The sequence below is a fragment of the Streptomyces sp. SA15 genome, from assembly GCF_002291145.1.
Lineage (GTDB): Bacteria > Actinomycetota > Actinomycetes > Streptomycetales > Streptomycetaceae > Streptomyces.
On record NZ_NTGE01000188.1, the window covers coordinates 1 to 23,985 of the forward strand.

Annotated in this window: 21 protein-coding genes and 2 pseudogenes; 13 read left to right on the forward strand and 10 right to left on the reverse strand. The window is 69.1% G+C overall.

All coding sequences use genetic code 11. The features are described 5' to 3' along the window. On the forward strand, nucleotides 1-1,252 hold a 1,252-nt coding region (locus CLM62_RS40000; RefSeq protein WP_179382425.1), incomplete at its 5' end, for a PQQ-binding-like beta-propeller repeat protein. Nucleotides 1,253-1,414: 162 nt separating this feature from the next. Here the strand turns inward: CLM62_RS40000 and CLM62_RS40005 are convergent. Further along, nucleotides 1,415-1,744 (reverse strand): annotated as a pseudogene (locus CLM62_RS40005) (IS701 family transposase); the annotation flags it as partial. Between the two features lie 175 nt (nucleotides 1,745-1,919). Here CLM62_RS40005 and CLM62_RS53310 point away from each other — a divergent pair. Beyond that, a pseudogene (locus CLM62_RS53310) lies at nucleotides 1,920-2,065 on the forward strand (transposase); the annotation flags it as partial. Nucleotides 2,066-2,151: 86 nt separating this feature from the next. Here CLM62_RS53310 and CLM62_RS40010 read toward each other — a convergent pair. The 4 genes from CLM62_RS40010 to CLM62_RS40025 form a co-directional block, all read right to left on the reverse strand. Then, nucleotides 2,152-3,501 carry a hypothetical protein gene (locus CLM62_RS40010; protein ID WP_095754799.1) on the reverse strand — a complete coding sequence of 450 codons (1,350 nt, stop codon included), beginning with the start codon at nucleotides 3,499-3,501 and terminating at the stop codon, nucleotides 2,152-2,154. Between the two features lie 1,334 nt (nucleotides 3,502-4,835). Further along, nucleotides 4,836-5,609 (reverse strand): enoyl-CoA hydratase/isomerase family protein, encoded by a 774-nt coding sequence (locus CLM62_RS40015; RefSeq protein WP_095754800.1) that lies wholly within the window; start codon nucleotides 5,607-5,609, stop codon nucleotides 4,836-4,838. After that, nucleotides 5,606-6,025, reverse strand: coding sequence for a Zn-ribbon domain-containing OB-fold protein (locus CLM62_RS40020; protein ID WP_095754801.1), 420 nt, complete (start codon nucleotides 6,023-6,025; stop codon nucleotides 5,606-5,608). Before CLM62_RS40020 ends, CLM62_RS40015 begins: the two co-directional genes overlap by 4 nt. 61 nt (nucleotides 6,026-6,086) lie before the next feature. Continuing rightward, on the reverse strand, nucleotides 6,087-7,283 hold the full coding sequence (locus CLM62_RS40025) for a lipid-transfer protein (protein WP_257004361.1): 1,197 nt from the start codon (nucleotides 7,281-7,283) through the stop codon (nucleotides 6,087-6,089). Nucleotides 7,284-7,423: 140 nt separating this feature from the next. On the opposite strand from CLM62_RS40025, the gene CLM62_RS40030 reads away from it, so the two are divergent. The 3 genes from CLM62_RS40030 (at nucleotide 7,424) to CLM62_RS49560 (ending at nucleotide 10,699) form a co-directional block, all read left to right on the forward strand. Then, the gene (locus tag CLM62_RS40030) at nucleotides 7,424-9,046 is read left to right on the forward strand and encodes a FadD3 family acyl-CoA ligase (protein WP_095754803.1); all 1,623 of its coding nucleotides are present in this window, start codon (nucleotides 7,424-7,426) and stop codon (nucleotides 9,044-9,046) included. A gap of 433 nt (nucleotides 9,047-9,479) precedes the next feature. Then, a complete protein-coding gene (locus tag CLM62_RS40035) occupies nucleotides 9,480-10,070 on the forward strand; it encodes a response regulator transcription factor (RefSeq protein WP_095754804.1) in 591 nt (196 codons plus the stop codon). A gap of 236 nt (nucleotides 10,071-10,306) precedes the next feature. Next, nucleotides 10,307-10,699: a hypothetical protein gene (locus CLM62_RS49560; protein ID WP_143659233.1), complete on the forward strand. Its 393-nt coding sequence runs from the start codon at nucleotides 10,307-10,309 to the stop codon at nucleotides 10,697-10,699. A gap of 167 nt (nucleotides 10,700-10,866) precedes the next feature. Here the strand turns inward: CLM62_RS49560 and CLM62_RS40040 are convergent, their stop codons facing one another. The 3 genes from CLM62_RS40040 to CLM62_RS40050 all read right to left on the reverse strand — a co-directional run bounded on the left by CLM62_RS40040 (nucleotide 10,867) and on the right by CLM62_RS40050 (nucleotide 12,922). After that, nucleotides 10,867-11,565, reverse strand: coding sequence for a hypothetical protein (locus CLM62_RS40040; protein WP_257004363.1), 699 nt, complete (start codon nucleotides 11,563-11,565; stop codon nucleotides 10,867-10,869). A gap of 321 nt (nucleotides 11,566-11,886) precedes the next feature. Continuing rightward, nucleotides 11,887-12,090: a DUF397 domain-containing protein gene (locus tag CLM62_RS40045; RefSeq protein ID WP_095754805.1), complete on the reverse strand. Its 204-nt coding sequence runs from the start codon at nucleotides 12,088-12,090 to the stop codon at nucleotides 11,887-11,889. Continuing rightward, nucleotides 12,071-12,922 carry a helix-turn-helix transcriptional regulator gene (locus CLM62_RS40050; protein WP_095754806.1) on the reverse strand — a complete coding sequence of 284 codons (852 nt, stop codon included), beginning with the start codon at nucleotides 12,920-12,922 and terminating at the stop codon, nucleotides 12,071-12,073. The genes CLM62_RS40045 and CLM62_RS40050 overlap by 20 nt, the downstream gene beginning before the upstream one ends. 117 nt (nucleotides 12,923-13,039) lie before the next feature. Between CLM62_RS40050 and CLM62_RS40055 the strand changes: the two genes are divergently transcribed. The 3 genes from CLM62_RS40055 to CLM62_RS40065 are packed head-to-tail and all read left to right on the forward strand — an operon-like array spanning nucleotide 13,040 to nucleotide 14,342. Continuing rightward, nucleotides 13,040-13,612, forward strand: a complete 573-nt coding sequence (locus tag CLM62_RS40055; RefSeq protein WP_095754807.1) for an ATP-binding protein — start codon at nucleotides 13,040-13,042, stop codon at nucleotides 13,610-13,612. Nucleotides 13,613-13,653: 41 nt separating this feature from the next. After that, on the forward strand, nucleotides 13,654-13,944 hold the full coding sequence (locus tag CLM62_RS40060; RefSeq protein ID WP_095754839.1) for a hypothetical protein: 291 nt from the start codon (nucleotides 13,654-13,656) through the stop codon (nucleotides 13,942-13,944). Continuing rightward, the gene (locus tag CLM62_RS40065; RefSeq protein WP_179382427.1) at nucleotides 13,944-14,342 is read left to right on the forward strand and encodes a hypothetical protein; all 399 of its coding nucleotides are present in this window, start codon (nucleotides 13,944-13,946) and stop codon (nucleotides 14,340-14,342) included. Before CLM62_RS40060 ends, CLM62_RS40065 begins: the two co-directional genes overlap by 1 nt. Nucleotides 14,343-14,423: 81 nt before the next feature. On the opposite strand, the gene CLM62_RS40070 is transcribed toward CLM62_RS40065, so the two are convergent. Next, the gene (locus CLM62_RS40070; protein WP_107483855.1) at nucleotides 14,424-14,612 is read right to left on the reverse strand and encodes a hypothetical protein; all 189 of its coding nucleotides are present in this window, start codon (nucleotides 14,610-14,612) and stop codon (nucleotides 14,424-14,426) included. A 208-nt stretch (nucleotides 14,613-14,820) separates the two neighbouring features. Beyond that, a complete protein-coding gene (locus CLM62_RS40075; protein ID WP_095754808.1) occupies nucleotides 14,821-17,799 on the reverse strand; it encodes a BTAD domain-containing putative transcriptional regulator in 2,979 nt (992 codons plus the stop codon). 210 nt (nucleotides 17,800-18,009) lie between these two features. Between CLM62_RS40075 and CLM62_RS40080 the strand changes: the two genes are divergently transcribed. From CLM62_RS40080 to CLM62_RS40100, 5 genes are all read left to right on the forward strand, one after another. Beyond that, nucleotides 18,010-19,296 (forward strand): amidohydrolase family protein, encoded by a 1,287-nt coding sequence (locus tag CLM62_RS40080; RefSeq protein ID WP_257004364.1) that lies wholly within the window; start codon nucleotides 18,010-18,012, stop codon nucleotides 19,294-19,296. Further along, nucleotides 19,296-20,210, forward strand: a complete 915-nt coding sequence (locus CLM62_RS40085) for a TIGR03619 family F420-dependent LLM class oxidoreductase (RefSeq protein WP_095754842.1) — start codon at nucleotides 19,296-19,298, stop codon at nucleotides 20,208-20,210. Before CLM62_RS40080 ends, CLM62_RS40085 begins: the two co-directional genes overlap by 1 nt. 9 nt (nucleotides 20,211-20,219) lie before the next feature. Continuing rightward, nucleotides 20,220-20,990 (forward strand): SDR family NAD(P)-dependent oxidoreductase, encoded by a 771-nt coding sequence (locus tag CLM62_RS40090; protein ID WP_095754809.1) that lies wholly within the window; start codon nucleotides 20,220-20,222, stop codon nucleotides 20,988-20,990. Nucleotides 20,991-21,113: 123 nt separating this feature from the next. Then, complete coding sequence (locus CLM62_RS40095) at nucleotides 21,114-22,232, forward strand: LLM class flavin-dependent oxidoreductase (RefSeq protein WP_095754810.1); 1,119 nt, start codon at nucleotides 21,114-21,116, stop codon at nucleotides 22,230-22,232. A 15-nt stretch (nucleotides 22,233-22,247) separates the two neighbouring features. After that, nucleotides 22,248-23,981 carry an amidohydrolase family protein gene (locus CLM62_RS40100; protein WP_095754811.1) on the forward strand — a complete coding sequence of 578 codons (1,734 nt, stop codon included), beginning with the start codon at nucleotides 22,248-22,250 and terminating at the stop codon, nucleotides 23,979-23,981. The last annotated feature ends 4 nt before the right edge of the window (nucleotides 23,982-23,985 follow it).

Below are 23,985 nucleotides of genomic sequence, written 5' to 3' on the forward strand. Positions count from 1 at the left end.
CGCCGTCAAGGCGCCCCCTCCGGAGGCCGGCCTGGTCGCCTCCTGGTCCAAGCCCCGCCCCGGCGTCAACGGCGCCGACCCCGCCGTACCGTCGGCGCCTCCCCCGCCCCCGGAAACCGCGTCGGGCTGGCGCCCGTGGCGTTTCCGCATGTCGAACGACGTCTGGGGCACCCCCTCCGTCGCCGGCGACCTCGTCTACGTGACCTCCTTCGAGGTCCACGCGCTCGACGTGGCCACCGGCCGGCGCCGCTTCAAGACGCGGGACGTGGCCTGGTCGATGGCGGTCGCGGACGGCCGTATCCACGCCTCCGACGGACCCACCCTGTTCGCCCTCGACGCCCGTGAGGGCGCCGACCTGTGGCGGCTGTCGACGGACGCCTGGGTGTACTCCCTGAAGGCCGACCGCGGCACCGTGATCACCGGCACGCGCGGTGGCGGCGTCCAGGCCTGGGAGGCCTCCAGCGGCCACAAGCTGTGGGAGATCACCGGCTGCCAGACCGACTTCGAGTCCCCGGAAGCCGGACCGACGCTGCACGAGGGCACGGTGTACCTCTGGCAGGACGCCCGGCTGCGCGCCCTGGACGCCCGCACGGGCGACGAGCGCTGGTCGTACCCGATCGGCGACGCCGCCTCCTGCGGCGGGGTACCGGTGCGGGTGGCGCCGGCCCACGACGGATACGTGTACGTCTCCGCCGGCACCCGTGTCCTCGCCCTGGAGGCCGCCGGCGGCCGGGTGCGCTGGCACTTCGAGGCGCCGGCGGTCTTCCTCTGCGCGCCGACCTTCGTACCGGGCCCGGCGGTCGCCGGCGGCGGCATCTACCTGACCGACTACCTCGGCACGGTCTACGCCCTCGACGCCACCGACGGCCGCGACCGCTGGCGCATCGCGACCGAGGCCCGGGCGTCCATCGAACCGGTGCTGGTGGCCGCGGGGCATGTGCACGTGGGCAGCGGCAAGGGGCTGTACACCCTGGACGCCGTCACCGGCACCCCGAAGTGGCGCTTCCAGGCGGGCGGCGACATCGTGGGCGCGCCTGCGGTGGCGGAGGGCCGTATCCATTTCGGCTCGACCGACCACCTGCTGTACACGCTCAAGGCCGACGACGGCCGCCTCCGCTGGAAGCTGGCGACGGGCGGCGAGATCACCGGCTCCCCGGTCGTGAAGGACGGGGTGGTGTACGCGTGCAGCAAGGACCGGTGCGTGTACGCGCTGGACGCGGAGAAGGGGACGGGGACGGCGCGCACGGCTTGAGTACTGCAACGGTGCTTGTTCTGATTGCTGGGCAGTTTCAGGGACTGTGTCCGCGTCGTTTGTAGTGGTTGATGCGGGCTTGGTGCTGGCGTCGTCGTCGCCAGTGCGACCAGTGCAGAACGTCGTCGACCGGGGTCGGACGGCGGTCCGTGAGGCGGGTGATCAGGCGTCGGATCTCGGCGAGGCTGAGGTGGATGAGCTGGGAGGATCCGTTTCTGCTTTCTCCGTGTCCAGCTCCCGCGCCCGCAGGACGGTCAGGCAGGCGTGAGCAGCCATGGCCAGGGTCATGTGGCGGTGCCAGCCGGGGTAGCGGCGGACCTGGTAGTCGTTCAGGCCGCATTCCTGCTTCGCAGTCTGGAAGCATTCCTCGACAGCCCACCGGCTGCCCGCGATGCGGATCAGCTCGTCCAGGGTCGTGTCGGCGGGGCAGTAGGCGATGTAGTAGGAGATCTCTTCGGGCCGGCTGACGCTGCGGCGGGCCAGAACCCGCCGCATGTAAGCCAGCGCCGACTGACGCGGCTCCTCCCGGTTGAACCTGTGCACGAACCGCTCATGCAGAGCGTCCAGTTCACCCGCCCACAACCTGACACCAGCATGGTCCCCACCCATAACCACACCAACGAGCGATGGCCAGCAGTCACGGCAAGCACCGTTGCAGTACTAACAGGTGAAGGCGGACGCCACCGTCACCTCCGCCTCGCGGGGCTTTGACGCCGGGAAGAAGATCAACGGACGCAAGCGCCACCCGCTTACCGACACCTCGGGCTCCTTCTGGCCGTGCTGGTCACGCCGACCTCCACGACCGACCGGGATGCGGATTCTGCTGCCTGCGGCGCAGAGGACGGGACGGCCCCCGCGTTGCGTTCGGCGGGGGCCGTCAGTAGGCGTACCGGAGCGGGCTATTCGAGGCACAGTCGGGGGACTTGCTCGCACTTGTAGGGCGGCGGGCCTGGGGGCTTGGGGCTCGGCGGTGGTGGCGGCGTCTTGCCGGGGTCGGTGACTCTCGCCCCGGCCGGGTACCTCGCCACCTCCTGGATGCGGTAGCGGACCTCGAAGTCGTTGGACGTGGACCTGGTGACGTGTGTGGACCCGACGCCGAACGCGTCCCGGGCGGTGAACGTCCTGGCGAATAGCCCGATGACGTCGTTGTTGTCCAAAAGGCTTCCGCTCACCTTCGCGGGATCGCGTTTGACGCCGAACTTCCCGTCGATCCAGTCCGACTCCCAGCCGCTGCTCTGGAGGTGGAGGCTGCCGTTGTCGGGGACGAAGAACTCAGCCGTCATGTTCGGCAGCTGCACGGTCTGGCCGTTGTCGACGTCCCTGAGGGCTCTGCTGCTAGCGGCATTCGGCCGCAGCCAGCGTGGGCCGGCCTGCAGGTACAGCTCCCATTCCCCGGAGGCTATGGGGTCATGGTCGCGCAGGACCCGGATCGAGTCGAACGTGACGCGCAGTTTTCGGTAGCCCCGCGTGAGCTGTGTCTCCCGCCATCCGGTGACGATCGTCGCGCCGTAGGTGTGGGAGGGGGCGGTCCTGCCCGCGTTCATCGGGATGCGCACGTGGACTCTGGTGGGGTTGTCGGCCGGGGTCGGGGTGAGCACGGGCCGCCCTCTCCCGGCCATCGTGCCTTCCCGGTGGGGGGTGAAGGCGATCGGCCTGGCTGTGGGCGAGGGCCGGGGCGGCAGCGGAATGTCGAACTCGTAGTCACGGTTGGCGACGGGGGCGTTGTAGTAGCCGCCGCGGCCGTGCGCCCAAAAGCGCGTGACGTTGGTGAGCGAGGGCGCCTGGTCGCGCCCGACCGTGATCCTCGGCTCCGCACGGGTGAAGGCGACCGCTTTGGGCGGGTGTATCTCCGTGCGGTAGGGACGGTGGCCGCAGTCGAAGACGTGCCGTCCCATCATCCAGGCGCGGTCGCCCTTGGTGGGGAAGTACGTCATCGGGAAGTAGGCGGTCTCCCATTCCATTTCCATGGCACGTGGGCGGTCGGTGTAGCGGTGGTCCCGTACCAGGTCGACGATCTTCTCGTTCCCGTTGCTGACCATCCGGTGGTAGTACGGCGCGTCGATCGCCATATACCAGATCCAGTCGTGGCTGTTGTGGCTGAACGGCCAGTCCTCGCTGGTGACCTTGCTCAGCAGGACCTTGCCTTCGACCGCTTCGGGCCGCCCGGCGTTCCCGAGCTCGGGAAGTGTCCCCGGTGGCCCCGCGATTGTGTCGCGAGGATCGTTGCTTACCCACTGCGGCTTCACCATGTTGAGCTGCTGGCCGCCCCAGCTTGGGCCGCCGGTACGGCAACCGCGGGCCCTCGCCCGCTCGTTGGGGATTTCCCCCGGGGGCCCGGCGAGGGCACTCGACGTTATGACCAGACCGAGCGCGGCACACAGCAGGGCAAGCGTACGGCCGCCTCTTCGGGCTGTCCGGGATCGAGGAGCGCTCATGAATCCGTCCTCTCCGGTGCTGTTTCGGCTTTCCTGACTGGTGGCAGTACCTATTGACGGCGGGACAAGGCACGCCGACGAATCAGCGGAGAAAACACCTCGGCTCGCCGCCGACACGCCTGCACAACACGCGGCCGGCTCGCACGAAAGCACCGGCTGCACAGCCACTGCGGAAACGTGGCGGAGGCGGCGCCGAAGGCCGCGTCGCCGGTTGTCACTCCGCATCCGACCACATGACCGCAAGACCGGTTCCGCCGTTGCCATCGGTCTTTGATGGAGCTAGACACGATGATCGGCACCCGAATCTCTTACTCGAATGCGCGACTGATACCTCTCAGCTGCAGCATTCCGCAGCTTCCTGTATTCGTGCGTGCACGGGGGCATGGCAACGCTGGCGCAACTCAGGAGGCCGTATCTCTGTGAAGGTTGAAGGCCTCCAGGCGCGAGAAACTCCCGTTGGTTCCGTCGGATTATGGACCAGAGCGGATCAAACCGCTACTGTCGACGCATCCCTTTCGGCTCCTCTGCTCAGAGTGCACCGAGCGGTCCTACTCGGCAAATCCGAGAGCCGCGGCAGCATCGAATGCGCCACCTCAGACCGCAGGTGGACGTCGCCTGCGGGACTGGCCCGAGCAGTTCTGCGAGGGCGTGACCTGGCCCTGCAGGCGATCCAGTACCGGGGCAACGCCCCGATCCCGGCGGAGACGATCAGGGAAGAACAGGCAGTGGGCGGCGAGCCTGATCCCGGATCAGACGTTCTGTAACGACCAGCCGATCGGCTAACCACCGCGTCAATACGGGCTGTGCGGCGCTCTCCCGTGCTCTCGCCCTGGCCCTGGGTCTCCTTTTTTTTGGGGGGGGCGGGGCGCGAAAGGCTGTCAGATCGCGGTCTACGCCTCCGGTTGGCGGGCAGTGCGGGGCCGGGGCTCCCCGTTGCCCCGGGCGCCGTGTTTTTGCACAGGTCACCACGCCCGTACAGGCGAGGCGGGGTGGTGATATCCCCCTCAGTGCCTGTGTGCTGCCCCGATTCTGATTAGTTAGGGGTCCTTGCACTATGAGCGCGCGACCCGGGCGGGCCTAGTGCAAGGACCCCTGAGGTGTGCTGTCCGGCGGCGGGGCGCGTACGGCATCCCAGGCGTTACGCCCGGTCACCGCACCATGAACCCGTCGCGTCGCCGGGCGGCGAACAGCTCCGCCTGGCGGTCGGCGGGCAGGTTGCCCAGCGCGATGAGGTGCGGCGCCTGCGCGAACCCCTGCGCCAGTGCCGCCTCCCTCGCCGCCCACAGCGCACGGACGGTCCCCTGCACGCCCTCGGCCGGATACCCGGCGATGACGCCGGCGCAGGCGACCGCCGCGTCCAACGCCCCACCCGCCTCGGCGACTTCGGACACCAGCCCGACCTCGTACGCCCGCCGGGCGGAGATCCGCTCCGCCGTCCCCATCAGCATCATCCGCGCGACCTCCCCGTACGGCATCCGCTGCGTCATGAGCATCGACTCGTACGCGCTGACCATGCCGTAGGTGGTGTGCGGGTCGAAGAAGGCGGCGTCGGCCGCGGCGACGACGAACTCGCACTCCCCGAGCAGATAGAAGGCGCCCCCACAGGCCAACCCCTCCACGGCGGCGACGACCGGCTTCCACAGGTCGTTCGCCTTCGGCCCGATCCGCAGCAGGGGATCGTCCTGCATGTACGGCGAGTTCGGCTGCGGCACGACGGCGTCCCGGTCGAGCCCGGTGCAGAAGGCCCGCTCGCCGGCACCCGTGAGCACGATGGCCCGTACGGCATCGTCGAACCGCAGCCCCCGCCACACCTCCTGTAGTTCTCCGGCCATGGCGAGGTCGATGGCATGGAGCTTGCCCGGCCGGTCGAGGGTGACGACGGCGACGCCGGTGTCCTTGTCGGTGGTGAGGCGTACGGTCACGGGTGCTCCAGGATCCACTGGGGGAGGTGGGCCGTCCGCTCGAACACGACGTGCACCTTCGCGCCGATGCGAATGCTCCGCGGATCACGGGAGTTGAGCGGCGCTCCGGCCTCGCTGACCAGGTTGCCGACCATCCGTATGCGCGGGGCCTCGGCGAGCTCGACGACGATGACGTTGTACGGGGCCTGCTCCGCGTACTCGGGCAGGAGGGGCGGGTGGGGAACGACGTACGACCAGATCCGCCCCTGCCCGGACACCCGGCGCCACTCGCTCGCGAAGGACTGGCAGTGCGGGCAGCAGGGCCGGGGCGGGAACCGGAGCTCAAGGCAGTCGGCGCACCTCTGGACGCGCAGCTCGCCCTGGGCGGCGTACTGCCAGAAGGGGGCGCCGTCGGGGTCGATGACGGGGGTCAGCATGGGCAGCTCCTTCAGCTCAGCTTCTTCGGCTCTCTCAGCTCCTTCAGCTACATGGGCTACTTCAATTCCGCAGCAGCAGGGCGGAGGTAGGGACGCCTTCACCGGCGGTGACCAGGCAGGTGGCGGCGCCCGGCACTTGGGCCGTACTCGTCCCCCGGAGCTGCTTGACACCTTCGTTGATGAGGTTGAAGCCGTGCACGTACGCCTCGCTGAGCCCGCCGCCCCCGGTGTTGAGCGGCAGCCGTCCGCCGATCTCCAGCGCACCCCCCTCCGTGAAGGCCCCGCCTTCCCCCCGCCCGCAGAAGCCGTAGCCCTCGAGGGAGAGCGGTACGAGAGGGGTGAACGCGTCGTAGATCTGGGCGACATCGACGTCCTGGGGCGTGAAGTCGGCGTGTTTCCAGAGGTGTCGGGCGGCGGTCCAGGCGGGGCCGGTGAGCGGGTCGTCGTTCCAGTAGTTGACCATGCCGTGGTGCTGCGCGGGCAGCCCTTGGGCGGCGGAGTGGACGTGGACGGGTCTGTGCCGGCAGTCCCGCGCACGCTCCCTGCTGACGATGACGCAGGCCAACGCCCCGTCCGTCTCCAGGCAGTTGTCGAAGAGGCAGAGGGGCTCGCTGATCCAGCGGGAGGTCATGTACATCTCGCGGGTCAGGGGCCGTTCGTACATGATCGCGGCGGGGTTCTGGTTCGCGCGGTTACGGCAGGCGAGGGCGACGTTGAAGAGGTGGTCGCGGGTGGCGCCGTACTCGTGCATGTACCGGCGGGCGAGCACGGCGATCTCGTCGACGGGCCGGAGGAGACCGAAGGGCCGGGTCCACTGGGCGGGCGTGGGCAGTTGGACGGCGGTGTTGCGCCAAGGCCGGGGCCCGGACCCCCGCTTGCGCGACCGCCAGGCGACGCCGACGGTGGCCTGCCCCGTGGCGATGGCGGCGGCGAGGTGGGCGACGGTCGCGCAGGAACCGCCGCCGCCGTACCCGATCTTGCTGAAGAAGGTGAGGTCACCGAAGCCGACGGCTTTCGCGAGCTCGACCTCGTCGGTCTCCTCCATCGTGTACGAGGCGAGGGCGTCGACCTCGCCGGGCGCGATCCCGGCGTCGTCGAGGGCGGCGAGGACGGCACGGCAGGCGAGGGTCTTCTCGTCCTCGGGGAGGCGCTTGGCGAAGGGGGTCTGACCGATGCCGACGATGGCGGTGGCGTCTTTGATTCCTGCCGGTCCTACTGCTCCTGCTGCTCCGGCCATGGTTCCTGCTGCTCCGGCCATGCTGGGCGTTACCTCCGCACGCTCGCTGGGCGGCTGACAGACCGTCAGGCTACAGCTAATCTGACGGATAGTCAGCTAGTAGTCAGGTAGTAGTCGGCTAGTAGTCGGCTAGTGAGTGGGGACTGGACTGGAGGCCTGCTGTGCGCGGTGACTTGGAGTGGGGAACCATCCCCGGGCTGGTCCGGTCGGCGGCCGAACGGTACGCGGACGTCGAGGCGGTGGTGGAGGGCCGTACCCGGATCTCCTACGGCGAACTGGGCACCCGGGTGGAACGCGCGGCGGCGGCGTGCGTCGCGAACGGCGTGGCGGTGGGCGACCGGGTCGCGATCTGGGCCCCGAACACCCTCGACTGGATCGTCTCGGCGCTGGGCGCGGTGTCGGCGGGCGCGGTACTGGTCCCGCTGAACACGCGCTTCAAGGGGGCGGAGGCGGCGGACGTGCTGCGGCGGAGCGGTGCCCGTCTGCTCTTCGTGACGGGCACCTTCCTGGGTACGTCGTACGTGGCGTCGCTGCGGAGGGCGGCGGGGGAGGGGCCCGGCGGTCCGGGACCGCTGCCGGGGTTGCCGGCGCTGGAACAGGTGGTGGTCCTCTCGGACGACGCCCCGGCGGACTTCCGCACCTGGAAGGACTTCCTGGCGAGCGGGGACGGGGTGGCGGAGGCGGAGGTACGGGCACGGGTATCGGCGCTCGCCCCGTCCCTTCCGTCGGACATCGTCTACACGTCGGGTACGACGGGCCGCCCCAAGGGCGCGGTGATCACCCACGCACAGACACTGCGCGCGTACGAGATCTGGACCGACCTGGCGGGGCTGCGCCGCGGGGACCGCTACCTGATCGTGAACCCCTTCTTCCACACGTTCGGCTACAAGGCGGGGGTCGTGGCCTGCCTGATGCGGGGCGCGACGATGATCCCGCAGCCGGTGTTCAACGTGGACACCGTGCTGGCGAACATAGCGGCGGAGCGGGTGTCGGTCCTCCCGGGCCCGCCGACACTCCACCAGTCGCTGCTGGATCATCCGGCTCGCGACGCACACGACCTCTCGGCGTTGAGGCTGGTGGTGACGGGGGCGGCGGTGGTCCCCCTGAGCCTGGTGGAACGGCTGAGGGCCGAGCTGGGCGTGGACACGGTCCTGACGGCCTACGGCCTGTCGGAGGCGACCGGCATCGTCACGATGTGCCGCCGCGGCGACGACCCGTCGGTGATCGCATCGACGTCGGGCCGGGCGATACCCGGCACGGAGGTCCAGGTGGTGGACGCGGGGGGCAGGCCGGTGGCGGCCGGCGTCGCCGGCGAGGTCCTGGTCCGCGGCTTCAATGTCATGCGGGGGTACTACGAGGACGAGGCGGCGACGGCGGAGGTGCTGGAGGACGGCGGCTGGCTGCGGACGGGGGATGTCGGCGTGCTGGACGCCGACGGCAATCTGCGCATCACGGACCGCCTGAAGGACATGTTCATCGTCGGCGGCTTCAACGCGTACCCGGCGGAGATAGAGCAGGCCCTGGGCCTGCATCCGGATGTCGCGGACGTGGCGGTGATCGGCGTACCGGATCCGCGACTGGGTGAGGTCGGCAAGGCGTACGTCGTCCGGCGGGCGGGGTCGGTGCTGACCGGGGACGACCTGATCGCCTGGGCACGACGGGAGATGGCGAACTACAAGGTGCCGAGGGCGGTGGAGTTCGTGGGGGAGCTGCCTCGGAACGCGAGTGGGAAGGTGGTGAAGGGGGAGTTGCGGGGGCGGGCGAGTCGTCACTCATTGGGGTGATCAGTGAGGGTGTCTGTCCGTGCGGATGCACGTGTGGGCTGCGATCCGGCGGAGATCCGCCGCGAACAGGACCGGAGATCCGCCGCGAACAGGAACGGAACAGGAACTCACGCAGCGTGACATCGCGCCCTCGGAATGTCTCCGGACTCAGCCCGTCAGCCCAGTGGGCGGCACCTCGGACGGGCTAACCCGGCGCGCTGGACTCTCCGATCCCGCCGAGGCTGAGAACTAGTGCCCCGGCGGGCAACGTTCGCCCCGTCGCGACGCCCGGCACGCCTCCCCCGCTGCCTCAAGGGCGTGGGAGGTGCGCGAGATCGGAGATGTCCATGAACGGTTGCGGTGAGGCGATGGCCACGGTCATGCCCGAGCCGGACAGATGTGCCCGGTTCTCCGCTCTGCCATGCGCCGGTCGGGGCCTGTGAGTACCGGATTCATGCGTATCGCGGTCATCGGGGACTGTCCCCTCTTCCGGCACGGTGTTTCACAACTGGTCTCCACCGCTCCCGACCTCCGCCTGGTCGTCACGGCGTCGTCGCTCCAGGCCGCGGACGGCAGCCTGCATGGCGCCGACGTGGTCCTGATGGACCTGCAGCAGTCGCCCCCGAGGCTCGCCGCGACCGTGGCGGAGTTGCGGAAGCGGGGGCATGCCGTCATCGTCGCGTCGTCCTGTGCGCAGATCGACGCGGCTCAGATGATCCGGGCGGGAGCCGGTGGATATCTCAGCCGACAGGCCGAGGGGGACGAACTGCTGACGGCGATTCGGGTCGTGGGCTCGGGTCGCAGTTATGTGTCGGCGCCCGCCGGACATCTACTGGAAAAATCCCCGAACTTCACGGATCGGGAGCAGGACATCCTGAGGCTTGTCGTCAAGGGTGCGACGGACAAGGAAATCGCCGACAAGCTGTGCATCAGTAAGCACACTGTGCAGTCACATCTCGACCGAATCGGCGAGAAAACAGGATACCGGCGCCGCTCCGACCTTACTCGACTCGCGATCGAATACGGGCTCGTCGACCGGGGATAGAGCCGTCGTACGCGGTTGCCGTGAGTTTGCCGTGGGTAGTTCTACCCCGCCACGCGTGGGTAGTTGTTGCCCTTGACCATCACGGGCTGAGGTCAGACCTTGGTAGAGGAAAACTTCACCCGGATCAGTCGGAACAGCGAACAGCGAATCGGATTCCCGGAAATGCTGCGCCTTGACAGTCGCGGGAACTCTATTCGCGGCATTCGCAGCGCGAGCCGACAAGCTAGGAGAAAGTCATGCGCAGTCGCATCGCAATTCTCGCCGTCACAGTGGTACTCCCTCTGACAGCCGTGACCTCGCTCTCGGCTGCGAACCAGGCAGCGGCCGATCCGCAAAGTGGCAAGGTCGTGGTCTGGGGGCAGGTCGCGGACTGTCCAAGTACAAACGCCCCCACGAAGGTGGAAATAAGCTCGGGCGCGGAAGCCATCAAGACGGACGCAAATGCGGGTGTAGCCAGGACGGGCCTGTACGCCGTCATCTTCGAAAATATCCCCAAGGGCGTGAATCAGAGGGCCACGGCCACCGTGACCTGCGGTCCTGGTGGGGGTACTAATACCTACCAGGACCAATTCAGGATCACGCGGCCTGCCGCAGGAGAGCTGGTTCAGAAGACGAATCTCGAGCCCTGAGGGCTCCTTGCGGGGGTGACCTCCCACGGCGGAAGCCGTGGGAGGTCACCGACGAGTGACCCACACCGGTCCCGGCTGGTCATGGCCCGGTAATTGGCAGATCTGTTCCACCCCGAGAGGGGAAAAGCCCAGGTCGGCGGTCCTGGTGGGTGGAACAGATCTGCCAATTACTCCCCCCGACGGTTCAGGGCCGAGCGGATCTCGCGGATCATTTGCGCGGGGTGGTGGAAGACGGCCTCGGCGGTGTAGCGGAGCAAGGTGCGTACCTCGGGGCAGCGGAGGACCTGGTTGAAGCGGGAGACGTCCCGGCGGTGGGCCTCGCGGGAGCCGTGGTAGGCGTAACCCTCGATCTCGACCGCCACTCCCTCCCGGCGGAAGAGGAAGTCGAGGAATCGGCGGCCACCGCCGGGGACGCGGAGCTCGACCTGGGACTCGGGGCGCAGGCCGGCGTCGAGCATGCGCAGGCGGGCGACCGTTTCCGCTGGTGAGCCGGAGCGGCGGTCGGCGAGGTGGAGCCAGTCCCGAGCACGGGCGGCTCCCTGCAGAGGGGGTTCGAGGGCGAGGGCCAGCGCGGCTGGGGTGGTGAGCGGTGGGCGACGTACGCCCGCGACGGTGCGGTAGCCCAGCGCGGACTCGATGGCTACCAGGGCGCCGTCCCGCGGCCCGGCGCGCAGGAGGTCGGCGACGGTGCGGGGGACGTCCGTGACGCGCAGTCCCCCGCACCGCACCACGTCGATTTCGGCGAGGGGGATCCGGTGGACTCGTACGTCCGCGAGGCTCTGCCGGGTGGTGAGTCCCGGGTCGGTGAACTCGAGGCCGGGGGCCTCCCGGCCATCCCTACGTACGTCCAGGGTCTCGATCTGCAAGAGGCCGGCTGCCGAACGATGGCTCACTACCAGCCTCGGCCTGAGGAGTTGGGCGGCCTTCAGCCGTACGGCCAGGTCGACCCATCACCCCGGCTCGGCCCAGGCGCCACTGCGGACCCGGGTCCAACCCTCCGAGTTCAGCCTTCGGAAGAGGGGAACCCGAGACCACCCGGCCCCCAGCGCCTGCGAGGTGAGCAACACGCCTCCCTCGACCAGCGCCCTCAACTCCGCTCGCTCCACGCGTCCACTGTTCCGGAGGAGTCGCCCACTCGCTCGCCCCTGTGGATAACTCGGTGGAAGGCGTAGAGGGCGGAGTACGGGTCAGCGCTTCACGGATGCGAGGAAGGTGGTCCAGGTCGAGGCCTCGAAGAGGAGTACGGGGCCTTCGCCGGCCTGCTTCGAGTCGCGGACCGGGACGGTGGTGGGGAGGTTGGGGGCGACCTCGACGCAATCACCGCCAGTGCCATTGCTGTAGCTGCTCTTGCGCCAGCGGGCGGCGCTCAGATCAATCTCGTGGCTTGCCATGTCGATAGTCCTCTGCCGCAGCCTCGATCATCGCCAGGGACGCCTCAGGCGGCATTGCGACGGCCCTGAGCAGATCGTACGACTCCCGGTACTGCTTCACGAGCGCCGGATAGTCGATGAGTTGGCCGCTGTGCAGACTCTCGGTGTACACGACAGGAGGGGCGTCCGCGAAGGTCATGAACTTGGTCATGCCCATCATGAAGGGATGAGCGGCGGAGGTTTCCGGGACGATCTGCAGAATCGAGTGCGTGCTCCTGATCAACCCCGCGATGTGCTCCAGCAGCTCCGCCATCTCCTCAGAAGGAAGAGCGGCACGGCGGATCAAGGACTCGTCGAGGATCGCCCAGAACTTGGGTGGGTTCTCCGAGGTGAACAGCTTGGCCCGTCCCATCCGCGCGCCCACCTTCTCCTCGACCTCGTCGTCGGAGGCTCGGGGCATGGCCGCTCGTACGATCGCCCGCGTGTAGAGCGCCGTCTGCAACAGACCGGGGACGAGCATCGGCGCCCACTCCTCGATCGTCTCCGCGTGCTGCTCCATCTCCGCCACGTCCGCGAAGTACTCCGCGTGCCCCGACTGCCGGGCCCTGCGAGCGTCTTCACAACGCCGCTCGAAAAACCCGTCCGTCTTCAGCGCCTTGTCGACGTGCTGGGCGAGATCCAGGGGCATCCGCCGCTCACCTCGCTCGATCTGGCTCAGAAAGGGGATGCCGTGGAAGCTCCCTTCCGCCAACTGTTCGAGCGTCAGACCCGCCAGCTCCCTCTTGTAGCGCAACTCGGCGCCGTAGAAGGAGGGGACGTTCGCCGACGCGTCGGGATCCTTACGTGGGGGCACAACTCATCACCGCCGTTTGCCAGTTGCGCTTGCGCAGTCGAAAGCCCTTTTACGGTACCGAGCTTCGCGTCAATGTGTGACTGATTCGTCACAGAGCGCACAGGAAGGCGCCTCCCTATGCAAGACCCTCAGCCCCCCGCCGCCGACGTGGACCACTGCGTGACCGCCCTCCGCACCGCCCTCGCCGCCCACGGCATCACCCTCCCCTCCCTCCGCGCCGACCTGCCGACCTTCGCGGGCACGTACGCGCCCCCGGTCGGCCTGGTCGCGCTCGGCAACTGCAACACCGTGACGGCGCGCAAGCTGGCGGCGGTGCTGCGGGGAGGCCTCGACCTGGACCTTCCGGCCACCCCGAAGGCCGTCCCGGATCTCCGCCGTGCCGTACGTCTGCACCTGGGTGGACCCTGCGCCGATGTCCAGCTGTGCGTCACGGAACTCGTCGCCAACGTGATCCGGCACGTGGGGGAGGGGACGCCGGTCCGTGTGAGGGTGGCCCGTGTGGACGGTGGCCGGATCCGGATCGAGGTCACCGATCCCGACACACGGGCCCTTCCGGTGCTCGTGCACGCCACGGGCGACGACGAGGCCGGGCGCGGCCTTGCCCTGCTCGACGCGGTGGCCCTGCGGTGGGGCGTGGAGCAGGGGGCGTCGGGCAAGACGGTGTGGTGCGAGCTGGCGGAGGGGGAGTGAGCGGCGGGCTGATCGTGGCGTACGGCGGTATGGTGAGCGGTATGGCAACCAAGAAGTACACCGTGACGCTGCCGGAGGAGCTCGCCGAGGAGATCCGGCGTGAGGTGGGGGCGGGCAACTTCAGCGCGTACGTGACGCGGGCCATAGAGCGTCAGCGGGAGCAGGACCGGCTGGGGGAGCTGGTGGCCTGGCTTGAGGAAGAGCACGGTCCTCTCACGGAGGCCGAGCTTGCCGAGGCCGAGGCGGAGCGGCGGGAGCATGAGCGGTACTTCGCCGCCCTCAAGGCCGATGCGGCCGGCGGTGACGGCTCGCACTACCCGATGGCGGGCTGATGACTGCTGCCACCAGCTACGTGCTGGACTGCGAAGGGCTGTCCAGGGCGGTCCGGGGTGACCGCCAGATGATCGCCCGGCTGAAGGACGCCCACCGCTCCGGCATCCGCGTCGTCACCAGCTCCATGACCCTGATCGAGGCCTACCACGGGCAGGTGCAGCATGCCGCCTGGGCGTGGGCGATGTCCGGGGTCGTGGTGGAGCCGGTCACGCGGGATGTTGCCGAGCGGGCGATCGGGTTGCTGCGGGACACAGGACTGCACGGTCACAAGTACGTCATCGATGCGGCGCTGGCCGTGATCGCCGGGCGGCTCGGCGGGAACGTCGTGCTCTACACGTCCGACGAGGACGACATGACGAAGTTGTGCGGGGAGGGCGTTCGGGTCGTGGCGCTGTGATGGTGTGCCCGGTCGGACACACCTCGGCCGCGGCGGCTCCCCCTCGGCGCCGCCGCGGCCGACTCCCCCGTCAGAACAACTTCATGCGGTCTCGTCAGAGGCGTGATTGTCCTGGGGCGTGGCCTCTCCCCCCGACGCATGGTTGTCCAGGGTGGTTATCTCGCTTTCCGACGCCTGATCCTTCGTGGCGTCGGTGACGTTCTCCCCAACAGCGGAGGCGTGGTTGTCGAGCGGCTTGACGACATCGTCGTCCTTCTCGGCCTTGCCCATGATCATCAACTCCAGCAAGTCGTACTGCAAACAGTCGGAGCGACCCGTCCGACGACTCCCCCGAGGGCCGTCGGACGGGCGCATATGGGCCGCTCACCCTAACGGTGTGGCCTCTCCGTGATCCGTCTGCCCCCCGACGCGACGGATCGATGTACGTAAGAGTGCCGAGCGGCGATAAACGAACGATGAACGGTGCCGCGACACCTGCCTATGCGGCAGCCACCGGGGCCAGGAGCTCACGAAGCTCGTCGGCTTCGGGGGAACCCAACTGCTCGTAAATGGAGAGGGCTTCTCGCCAGCAGGCGGTCGCGCGGTCGGACTGGCCGAGCCCGGCGAGGGCCTTCCCCAGGACGGTGAGTACGGTCCCCCGTCGCCACTCCCCGCCGATGCCGCGCAGCGCAATCGCCTGTTCGGCGTGGCTCGCGGCGAGTGCGGGGTGACGGGCCGCTAGGTGTACTTCCGCAATCCGGAAGTGCGTGACGCCTTCCCAGAGAGGCTGACGATTGTCGTGGAACAATGCCAGCGCATCGGTGAGCTGTTCGAGGGCCTCCGCCAATTCTCCGGCCTGAGTCAGAGCGATGCCCAGGGCGTATCGGCCGTTGGCGAGCCTCAGCGTGAGGCCCATACGGTCGTAAATGTCGATGCCCCGCTGAGCGAGCTCGATCGCACTGCCCGTCCGACCCATGGCGAGGTGGATTCGAGAGAGATTGCACAGTGCACTTGCCTCGCCGACGTCGTTGCAGTCGTCTCGGAAGTTGTCGATCGCCTGCTGCAAGTAGCGTTCACCGTCGGCATGCCGATTCTGGTAAATGGCGATGATGCCTCGATCGTTGGGAGCCCAGCAGCTGGGGAGCGGGTCATGGGCATCCCCGGCGAGTTCCAAGGCGAGCCGTGCTTCCTCATCTGCCTCGCTGAAGCGACCCGCGACAAGATGGACGTTCGTCAGCACAGTGCGGGCACGTCCCTCGGTGCGGGTGTCTCCGGCCGCGTGCGCGGCGTCCCGCACTGTACGGGCCGCCACTTCATACTCGCGTGCGTTGGCGCCCGACTCCGCCAAGTCCTTGGTCGCCCATAGCAGATCAACACCCCTTCTCAGAGTCTGGGCGTGGATGGACTGGCGTACGCACGCTATGAGGCAATTCGCTTCGGAGTAGAGCCAATCCTGCGCAGCGCGCGGGGACTCGAATACGAGGCCCGGGTAAGCAGTCGCCTGCAAGTGATCCACCAGCCGATCCCCAGGCCGCTCAATCGCATAAACCCCCGCCGCAGTAGCCAGATAAAAGTCCAGCAACCGCGACATAGCCGCATCCCGCGCGCTCGCCGGCTCCTCGTCCCTCTCCGCACACGCACGCGCGTAGAGCCGTACCAGATCATGGAAGCGATACCGACCAGGAGCCGCCGACTCCAGCAACGACGTGTCCACGAGGGACTCCAGCAAGTCCTCCGTCTCCTCCACCGGCAGGTCCAGCACCGCCGCAGCCGCCGCGAGGGAGATGTCCGGCCCGTCCGCCAGCCCCAGCAGCCGGAATGCCCGTGCCTGGGCCGGCTCCAGCGCCCCGTATCCCAGCTCGAAGGTCGCCTTGACCGCCAGGTCACCGGCCTGCAGCTCGTCCAGCCGCCGCCGCTCGTCCGCCAGCTTCGCCGCCAGGACCGACACCGTCCACGTACGGCGGGCCGCCAGCCGCGACGCCGCGATGCGGATCGCCAGTGGGAGGAAGCCGCACGACGCCACCACGTCGAGAGCGGCCTCGCGCTCCGAGCGGACCCGTTCCTCGCCCACGATCTTGGTGAAGAGCGACAGCGCCTCGTCCGGGGACATCACGTCCAGGTCCACCAGGTGCGCCCCGGCCAGGTCGACCATCCGGACCCGCGAGGTCACGAGAGCCGCGCAGCCCTCCGTGCCGGGCAGCAGCGGGCGCACCTGGGCGGCATCGCGCGCGTTGTCCAGCAGCACCAACACCCGCCGCCCGTCCAGAACCGACCGGTACAGGGCCGAGCGCTCCTCCAGCGAGTCCGGGATGGCGGAGTCGGCGGTGCCCAACGCCCGCAGGAAGGAGCCGAGCACCGTCTCCGGTTCCGCCGCCCGCGCGCCGGCGCCCTGGAGGTCGACGTACAGCTGGCCGTCGGGGAACGCGCCCCGCGCCTGGTGCGCCACGTGCACCGCCAGTGTCGTCTTGCCGACGCCGCCGATGCCCGCCAGCGCCGACACCGCCATCACCCGGCCCTCCGCCGACGCCAGCACTTCGCTCAGCTCGGAAACGAAGGACGTACGGCCCGTGAAGTCGGGGACGGTCGCCGGGAGTTGGGCCGGGCGGACCGGTACGGCGGCAGGTTCCGCCACCGGTGCCGACGGCTCCGCCAGGCCCGGGTCCGCCCGCAGGATGCGTTGCTGGAGCTCGCGGAGGCCCGGGCCGGGGTCCACGCCCAGTTCGTCGGCCAGCAGGCGGCGCGTGTCCGCGTACACCGCCAGGGCCTCCGCCTGGCGGCCGCTGCGGTACAACGCCAGCATCAGCAGTTCGCGCAGTCGCTCGCGCAACGGGTGCGCCGCCGTCAGGGCGGTCAGTTCCGAGACCGCCTCCGCGTGGCAGCCCTGCTCCAGGTCCATGTCCAGCCGGGTCTCCAGCAACTGGAGCCGCCACTCCTCCAGGCGGACCCGTTGCGCCTCCGCGTACGGGCCGGGCACCCCGGCCAGTACCTCGCCGTCCCAGAGGGCCAGCGCCCGGTTCAGTACGTCACGCGCGTGGCACAGGTCCCCGGCGTTCCGCGCCTTCTCCGCCTCCGCCCCCAGCTCCTGGGCCACCGCGAGGTCGAGGGCGCCTTCCCCCACCGAACGCACCGCGTACCCGCCCGACTCGCTCACCAGGACGCCGGGGTCGAGCACCTTGCGCAGGCGGGAGGCGTACGTCCGCAGCGCCGCCAGCGCCTGCGAGGGGGGTTCCTCGCCCCACAGGGCGTCGATCAGTTCGGCCGCGGTCGCCGTACGGCCCTCGCGCAGCAGCAGGGCGGCCAGCAGGGCGCGTTGCTGGGGTGAACCGGTGTTCAGCGACTCCTCGCCGCGCCAGGCGCGTACCGGACCCAGCACGCTGAAACGCAGCGCCACGGCCTCCGACCCCTCCCCGACGCCGGTGTCGTGACCCCTCTGCTCCGGCACTCGCGGTACCTCGGGCACTCGCGGCACACCGTCCATCCCGTCGTCCCCCTAGAGATCCTGAGCAACCCCGCCAGTTTGCCTTGTTCATGGCAGATGCGTCAGCTGTGGAGAGCGTGATCACAGGGAGGCGCGCGGGATATCACGAGGCCCTCACATGCTCTTCGCACGCATCCGCACAGGAACCACCATTACCAGGGCCGGTACGGACAGCTGACGACCCGTCAGATCGGCGCTACCGTGAGCGCCATGGACACCCAGACCAGCACCCAGACCAGCACCCGGACGACCACCCAGACCGCCACCACTCAGACCCCGCTCCCCCTGATCATCTCCGTCGACGACCACACCGTGGAGCCCAGCACCGTCTGGCAGGACCGGCTCCCGAAGAAGTACCTCGACATCGGGCCCCGCACAGTCCGTGCGCCCCTGAAGGAAATGACCTTCCTCGGCGGCCGGTTCAAGCCCGTCATGGGCGCCCCGGGCACGGACGACGGGCCCATCGGCGACTGGTGGGTCTACGAAGACCTCCACCGCCCCCTCACCCGTCTCGACACCGCCGTCGGCTACAGCAGGGACGAGATCAAGCTCGAAGTCATCACGTACGAGCAGATGCGACCAGGTTCGTACGACGTCCCCGCCCGCCTCGCCGACATGGACGTCAACCACGTCCAGTCCGCCCTCTGCTTCCCGACCTTCCCCCGCTTCTGCGGCCAGACCTTCACCGAGGCCGAGGACCACGAGCTGGGGCTCCTGTGCATCCAGGCGTACAACGACTGGATGGTGGAGGAGTGGTGCGGGCCCCAGGCGCACGGACGCCTCATCCCCCTCACCCTCATCCCCCTCTGGGACGCCGAGCTGGCGGCCCGGGAGGTCCGGCGGAACGCGGCCCGCGGCGTCCGTGCCGTCGCCTTCTCCGAGATACCCCCGCACCTCGGACTGCCCTCCGTCCACACCGACGACTGGGACCCCTTCCTCGCCGCCTGCGACGAGACCGGCACCGTCGTCGCCATGCACATCGGCTCCAGCAGCCGTATGCCCTCCACCTCCGCCGACGCGCCGCCCGCCGTCGGATCCACCATCACCTTCGCCAACTGCTGTTTCTCGATGGTCGACTGGCTGATGAGCGGCAAGTTCGAGCGCTTTTCGAACCTGAAGGTGATGTACGCGGAAGGGCAGATCGGCTGGATCCCCTACATCCTCGAGCGCGCCGACGTGGTGTGGGAGGAGAACCGCGGCTGGGGCGGCGTCGCCGACAAGGTCCACCGCCCGCCGTCCGAGCTGTTCGCCGAGCACGTCTACGGCTGCTTCTTCGACGACGCCTTCGGGCTGCGGAACCTGGATTCCATCGGGGTCGGGAACGTGCTGTACGAGACCGACTATCCCCACTCCGACTCCACCTGGCCTAAGTCCCGGGAGGTCGGCGAGGCCCAGATGGGGCACCTGGAGGCCGACGTGGTGGAGCGGATCGTACGGCGGAACGCGATCGAGCTCCTCGGGCTGACACCCGACGGACTCTGGGACGGTCCACGGTGATCCAGTACGGCATTCAGCTCCCCGTCCAGTCCCAGAGCACGATCTACGCCGAGCCGTGGGAGGCCGCGGCCGGCCCGGAGGACCTCCTGGCCATCGCCCGTACCGCCGACCGCGCCGGCTTCGCCTACGTCGCCTGCTGCGACCACGTCGCCATCCCTCGCCACCTGGCACCCGCGATGAGCACGGTCTGGTACGACCCCGTCGCCACCCTCGCCTTCCTCGCCGCCGCGACCGAGCGGGTACGGCTGCTCAGTCACGTCGCCGTCGTCGGTCTACGGCATCCCCTGCTCACCGCCAAGCAGTACGCCACCCTCGACCATCTGAGCGGCGGGCGGCTGATCCTCGGGGTCGGCGCCGGGCATGTGCGGGAGGAGTTCGAGGCGCTCGGGGTCGACTTCCGGCAGCGGGGGGCCGTCCTCGACGAGTCCATCGACGCGCTGCGTACCGCCCTCGGGCCCGACGAGTTCCCCGAACACCACGGCAAGCTCTACGACTTCGACGGGCTCGGGCAGCGGCCCCGGCCGGCCCAGGAGCGCGTGCCGCTCTGGGTCGGCGGATCGTCCCCCGCCGCCGTACGCCGGGCCGCGCTCAAGGGCGACGGCTGGCTGCCGCAGGGGGATCCGCGCGATCGGCTGCCCGAGCAGATCGAACGGATCAGGCAGCTGCGGAGCGATGCCGGTATTCAGGGGCCGTTCGCCATCGGGGCCATCGCCGAGCCCCTGTACGTCGGCACTCCCACCTGGGACGTGAAGCCCCGCACCCTCACCGGAGGGCCGCAGGAACTCGCCGAGTCGCTGCGCGCCTACCGGGCGATGGGCGTCCACCAGATCCAGGTGCGGTTCCGCAGCCGGAGCCGCGCCGAACTCACCGACCAGATGGCCGCGTTCGGGGCCGAAGTGGCTCCCCACCTCTAAGGAGACCGCATGGGCAAGCTGGACGGACGTGTCGTGATCGTCACCGGCGCGGCGCGCGGGCAGGGGGAGCAGGAGGCCCGCCTGTTCCGGGAGGAGGGCGCCGAGGTCGTCGTAGCGGATGTGCTCGACGACCAGGGGCAGGACCTCGCCAAGGAGATCGGTGCGCTGTACGTCCATCTCGACGTGCGCCGGGAGGACGACTGGCGGCGGGTGGTGGCCTCCGCCACCGACGCCTACGGCCGCATCGACGGGCTCGTCAACAACGCCGGCATCCTGCGCTTCAACACCCTGCTCGACACGCCCGTCGACGAGTTCATGCAGATCGTCGAGGTCAACCAGGTCGGCTGCTTCCTCGGCATCAAGACCGTGGCACCCGCGATGCCCGACGGAGGCACGATCGTCAACACCGCCTCGTACACCGGCATGACCGGGATGGCGGCCGTGGGCGCCTACGCGGCGACCAAGCACGCGATCCTCGGGCTCACCCGGGTCGCCGCCCTGGAGCTGGCCGCGCGGAAGATCCGGGTCAACGCCATGTGTCCGGGTGCCATCGACACCGCGATGTCCAATCCGGCCCAGCTGGATCCGGCGGCGGACGCCGAGGAGGCCTCCCGGGGACTCGACCGGTTCTACCGCAAGGTCGTGCCGCTCGGGCGGATCGGGAAGCCGGAGGAGGTGGCGCGGCTCGCGCTCTTCCTGACCTCCGACGACTCCTCCTACATCACCGGGCAGCCGTTCGTGATCGACGGCGGGTGGCTCGCCGGAGTCTCCATCGTCTGAGCACCGTACGAGCGATATCTGACTAGCCGTCAGCTATTGACGGTCCACGCGCCCGGTGCCAGAGTCGGCGGCAGATCGCCAATCTGACGAAGCGTCAGAAACGACTGGGGACGGTGAACCTCCTTGGAATTCGGGCTCTTTGTACAGGGATACGTGGGCAAACGCGCCGAGAGCGACCCGCTGGCCGAGCACAAGGCGCTGATGGAGGAGACCGAGTACGTCATCCAGGCGGACCGGTCCGGCTTCAAGTACGCCTGGGCGTCGGAGCACCACTTCCTGGAGGAGTACTCGCACCTCTCCGCGAACGACGTCTTCCTGGGCTATCTGGCGCACGCCACCGAGCGGATCCACCTCGGGTCCGGGATCTTCAACCCCCTCGCCCAGGTCAACCACCCGGTGAAGGTCGCCGAGAAGGTGGCCATGCTCGACCATCTCAGCGCCAACCGCTTCGAGTTCGGCAGCGGGCGAGGAGCCGGTTCGCACGAGATCCTCGGGTTCCTCCCGGGCATCACCGACATGAACCACACCAAGGAGATCTGGGAAGAGACCATCGCCGAGTTCCCCAAGATGTGGCTCCAGGACGAGTACGAGGGCTTCCAGGGCAAGCACTGGCAGCTCCCGCCGAGGAAGGTCCTTCCCAAGCCGTACGGGAAGTCCCACCCCGCGATGTGGTACGCCGCCGGGTCGCCCCCCTCGTACGCCATGGCCGCCCGCAAGGGCCTCGGGGTGCTCGGTTTCAGCGTGCAGAAGGTCTCCGACATGGAGTGGGTGCTCGAGCAGTACAAGACGGCGGTCGTCGATGCCGAGCCGATCGGGGACTTCGTCAACGACAACGTGATGGTGACGACCACCGCGATCTGTGCGCCGACGCACGAGGAGGCGGTACGGATCGCTGTGAACGGTGGGCTGCACTACCTGCCGTCCCTCGTCTTCCGGTACCACGACACCTTTCCGCGTCCCGAGGGGTTCCCGGTGTGGCCGGAGACGTTGCCGGAGTACACCGCGGACTTCGTCGAGGTCCTCATCGAGGAGGAGCTGTTGATCTGCGGGGATCCGGATGAGGTGTTCCAGCAGTGCAAGCGGTGGGAGCAGGCCGGGGCGGATCAGCTGAGCTTCGGGTTGCCGGTGGGAGTGCCCAAGGAGGAGACGCTGCAGACGATTCGGCTGATCGGCGAGCACGTGATTCCGAAGATCGATACGGATCCGGTGCACCGTACGACCCGGTTCCGGCAGGCTGTGTAAGGGGGCTGGCCCAGGATGCTCGACCACCTGATCAAAGGCGCGACCGTCGTGGACGGGACGGGCGCGTCCGCGTACACCGCCGACGTGGGGATACGCGACGGTCGTATCGCCGTGATCGGACAGCGGGTCACCGAGGAGGCCCGGACGACGGAGGACGCCTCCGGCCTCGTCCTCGCCCCCGGTTTCGTAGACCCGCACACCCACTACGACGCCCAGCTGTTCTGGGACCCGTACGCCACCCCGTCCCTGAACCACGGGGTCACCACGGTCGCGGCCGGCAACTGCGGTTTCACGCTCGCCCCGCTCAACCCCGAGCGGCCCGAGGACGCCGACTACACCCGCCGCATGATGTCCAAGGTCGAGGGCATGTCCCTGATCGCGCTGGAGGAGGGGGCGCCCTGGAGCTGGAACTCGTTCGGGGAGTATCTGGACGCCCTGGAGGGGCGGATCGCCGTCAACGCCGGCTTCATGGTGGGGCATTGCGCGCTGCGGCGTTGCGTCATGGGGAAGGAGGCGGTCGGCGGGCAGCCGGGTGAGGAGCAGCTCGCGGCCATGGTCCGGCTGCTCCACGAGGCCATGGAGGCCGGTGCCTGGGGGCTGTCCACCACCCAGTCGTCCAGCCACTCCGACGGGGACGGCAAGCCGGTCGCCTCCCGGCACGCGCGGCCGGACGAGCTGCTGGCCCTGTCGCGCGCCGTCGGTGAACACGAAGGCACGCAGATCGAGGCGATCGTCGCGGGCTGTCTCGACCAGTTCAGCGACGCGGAGATCGACCTGTTCGTGGAGATGAGCGCGGCGGCGGGACGCCCCCTGAACTGGAACGTCCTGACGATCGACGCGTCCGTCCCCGAGCGGGTGCCCAGGCAACTGCTGGCGAGCGAACGGGCCCGCAAGGCGGGCGGCAGGGTTGTGGCGTTGACCATGCCGATCCTCACGCCGATGAACATGTCCCTGGGCACGTTCTGCGCGCTGAATCTGATCCCCGGGTGGGGACCGATCCTGGGGCTTCCGGTGCCGGAGCGGATCGCGCGGTTGCGCGACCCGGGCGTACGGGCCGAGATGCTGGAGCGCGCCCACTCCAAGGAGGCGGGCGTCTTCCGGCGGCTGACGAGCTTCGGGCGGTACGTCATCGGCGACACCTACAGCGAGGCCAACCGCGGCCTGAGCGGGCGGGTGGTCGAGGACATCGCGGCGGAGCGCGGGCAGGACCCGTTCCACTGCCTGGTGGAGATCTGCGCGGCCGACGAGCTGCGTACGGTCCTGTGGCCCATGCCGACCGACAACGACCCGGCGTCCTGGTCCCTGCGCGCCGAGACCTGGCAGCACGAGGACGTGATGTTGGGCGGCTCGGACGCGGGGGCGCATCTGGACCGGATGTGCGGGGCGCCGTACACCACACGCTTCATCGGGGACTGTCTGCGCGGGCGGAAGCTGGCGAGCCTGGAGCAGGCCGTGAAGATGCTGACGGACGACCCGGCGCGGTTGTTCGGGCTCAGGGAACGGGGCCGGATACGGGAGGGCTGGCATGCCGACCTGGTCCTCTTCGACCCGGAACGGATCGACGCCGGCACGGCCACCCTGGTGCACGACCTGCCGGGTGACAGCCCCCGGCTGGACTCCAAGGCGATCGGCATCCGGGCCGTGTGGGTCAACGGGATCGAGGCGATCCGGGACGACGCGGTGAGCGGGGCGGTGCCGGGGAAGGTGCTGCGCTCCGGGCGGGACACGCGGACGGTGGCGACCAGGTGACTGT

What these genes read in the sequence shown, in the direction of transcription:
- CLM62_RS40065 (WP_179382427.1), top strand. Translation starts at nt 13,944, where the DNA reads ATGACTGCTGCCACCAGCTACGTGCTGGACTGCGAAGGGCTGTCCAGG.
- CLM62_RS40090 (WP_095754809.1), top strand. Translation starts at nt 20,220, where the DNA reads ATGGGCAAGCTGGACGGACGTGTCGTGATCGTCACCGGCGCGGCGCGC.
- CLM62_RS40010 (WP_095754799.1), bottom strand. Translation starts at nt 3,501, where the DNA reads ATGGTGAAGCCGCAGTGGGTAAGCAACGATCCTCGCGACACAATCGCG.
- CLM62_RS49560 (WP_143659233.1), top strand. Translation starts at nt 10,307, where the DNA reads ATGCGCAGTCGCATCGCAATTCTCGCCGTCACAGTGGTACTCCCTCTG.
- CLM62_RS40020 (WP_095754801.1), bottom strand. Translation starts at nt 6,025, where the DNA reads ATGCTGACCCCCGTCATCGACCCCGACGGCGCCCCCTTCTGGCAGTAC.
- CLM62_RS40045 (WP_095754805.1), bottom strand. Translation starts at nt 12,090, where the DNA reads ATGGCAAGCCACGAGATTGATCTGAGCGCCGCCCGCTGGCGCAAGAGC.
- CLM62_RS40075 (WP_095754808.1), bottom strand. Translation starts at nt 17,799, where the DNA reads ATGGACGGTGTGCCGCGAGTGCCCGAGGTACCGCGAGTGCCGGAGCAG.
- CLM62_RS40025 (WP_257004361.1), bottom strand. Translation starts at nt 7,283, where the DNA reads ATGGCCGGAGCAGCAGGAACCATGGCCGGAGCAGCAGGAGCAGTAGGA.
- CLM62_RS40055 (WP_095754807.1), top strand. Translation starts at nt 13,040, where the DNA reads ATGCAAGACCCTCAGCCCCCCGCCGCCGACGTGGACCACTGCGTGACC.
- CLM62_RS40060 (WP_095754839.1), top strand. Translation starts at nt 13,654, where the DNA reads ATGGCAACCAAGAAGTACACCGTGACGCTGCCGGAGGAGCTCGCCGAG.
- CLM62_RS40070 (WP_107483855.1), bottom strand. Translation starts at nt 14,612, where the DNA reads ATGGGCAAGGCCGAGAAGGACGACGATGTCGTCAAGCCGCTCGACAAC.
- CLM62_RS40100 (WP_095754811.1), top strand. Translation starts at nt 22,248, where the DNA reads ATGCTCGACCACCTGATCAAAGGCGCGACCGTCGTGGACGGGACGGGC.
- CLM62_RS40080 (WP_257004364.1), top strand. Translation starts at nt 18,010, where the DNA reads ATGGACACCCAGACCAGCACCCAGACCAGCACCCGGACGACCACCCAG.
- CLM62_RS40035 (WP_095754804.1), top strand. Translation starts at nt 9,480, where the DNA reads ATGCGTATCGCGGTCATCGGGGACTGTCCCCTCTTCCGGCACGGTGTT.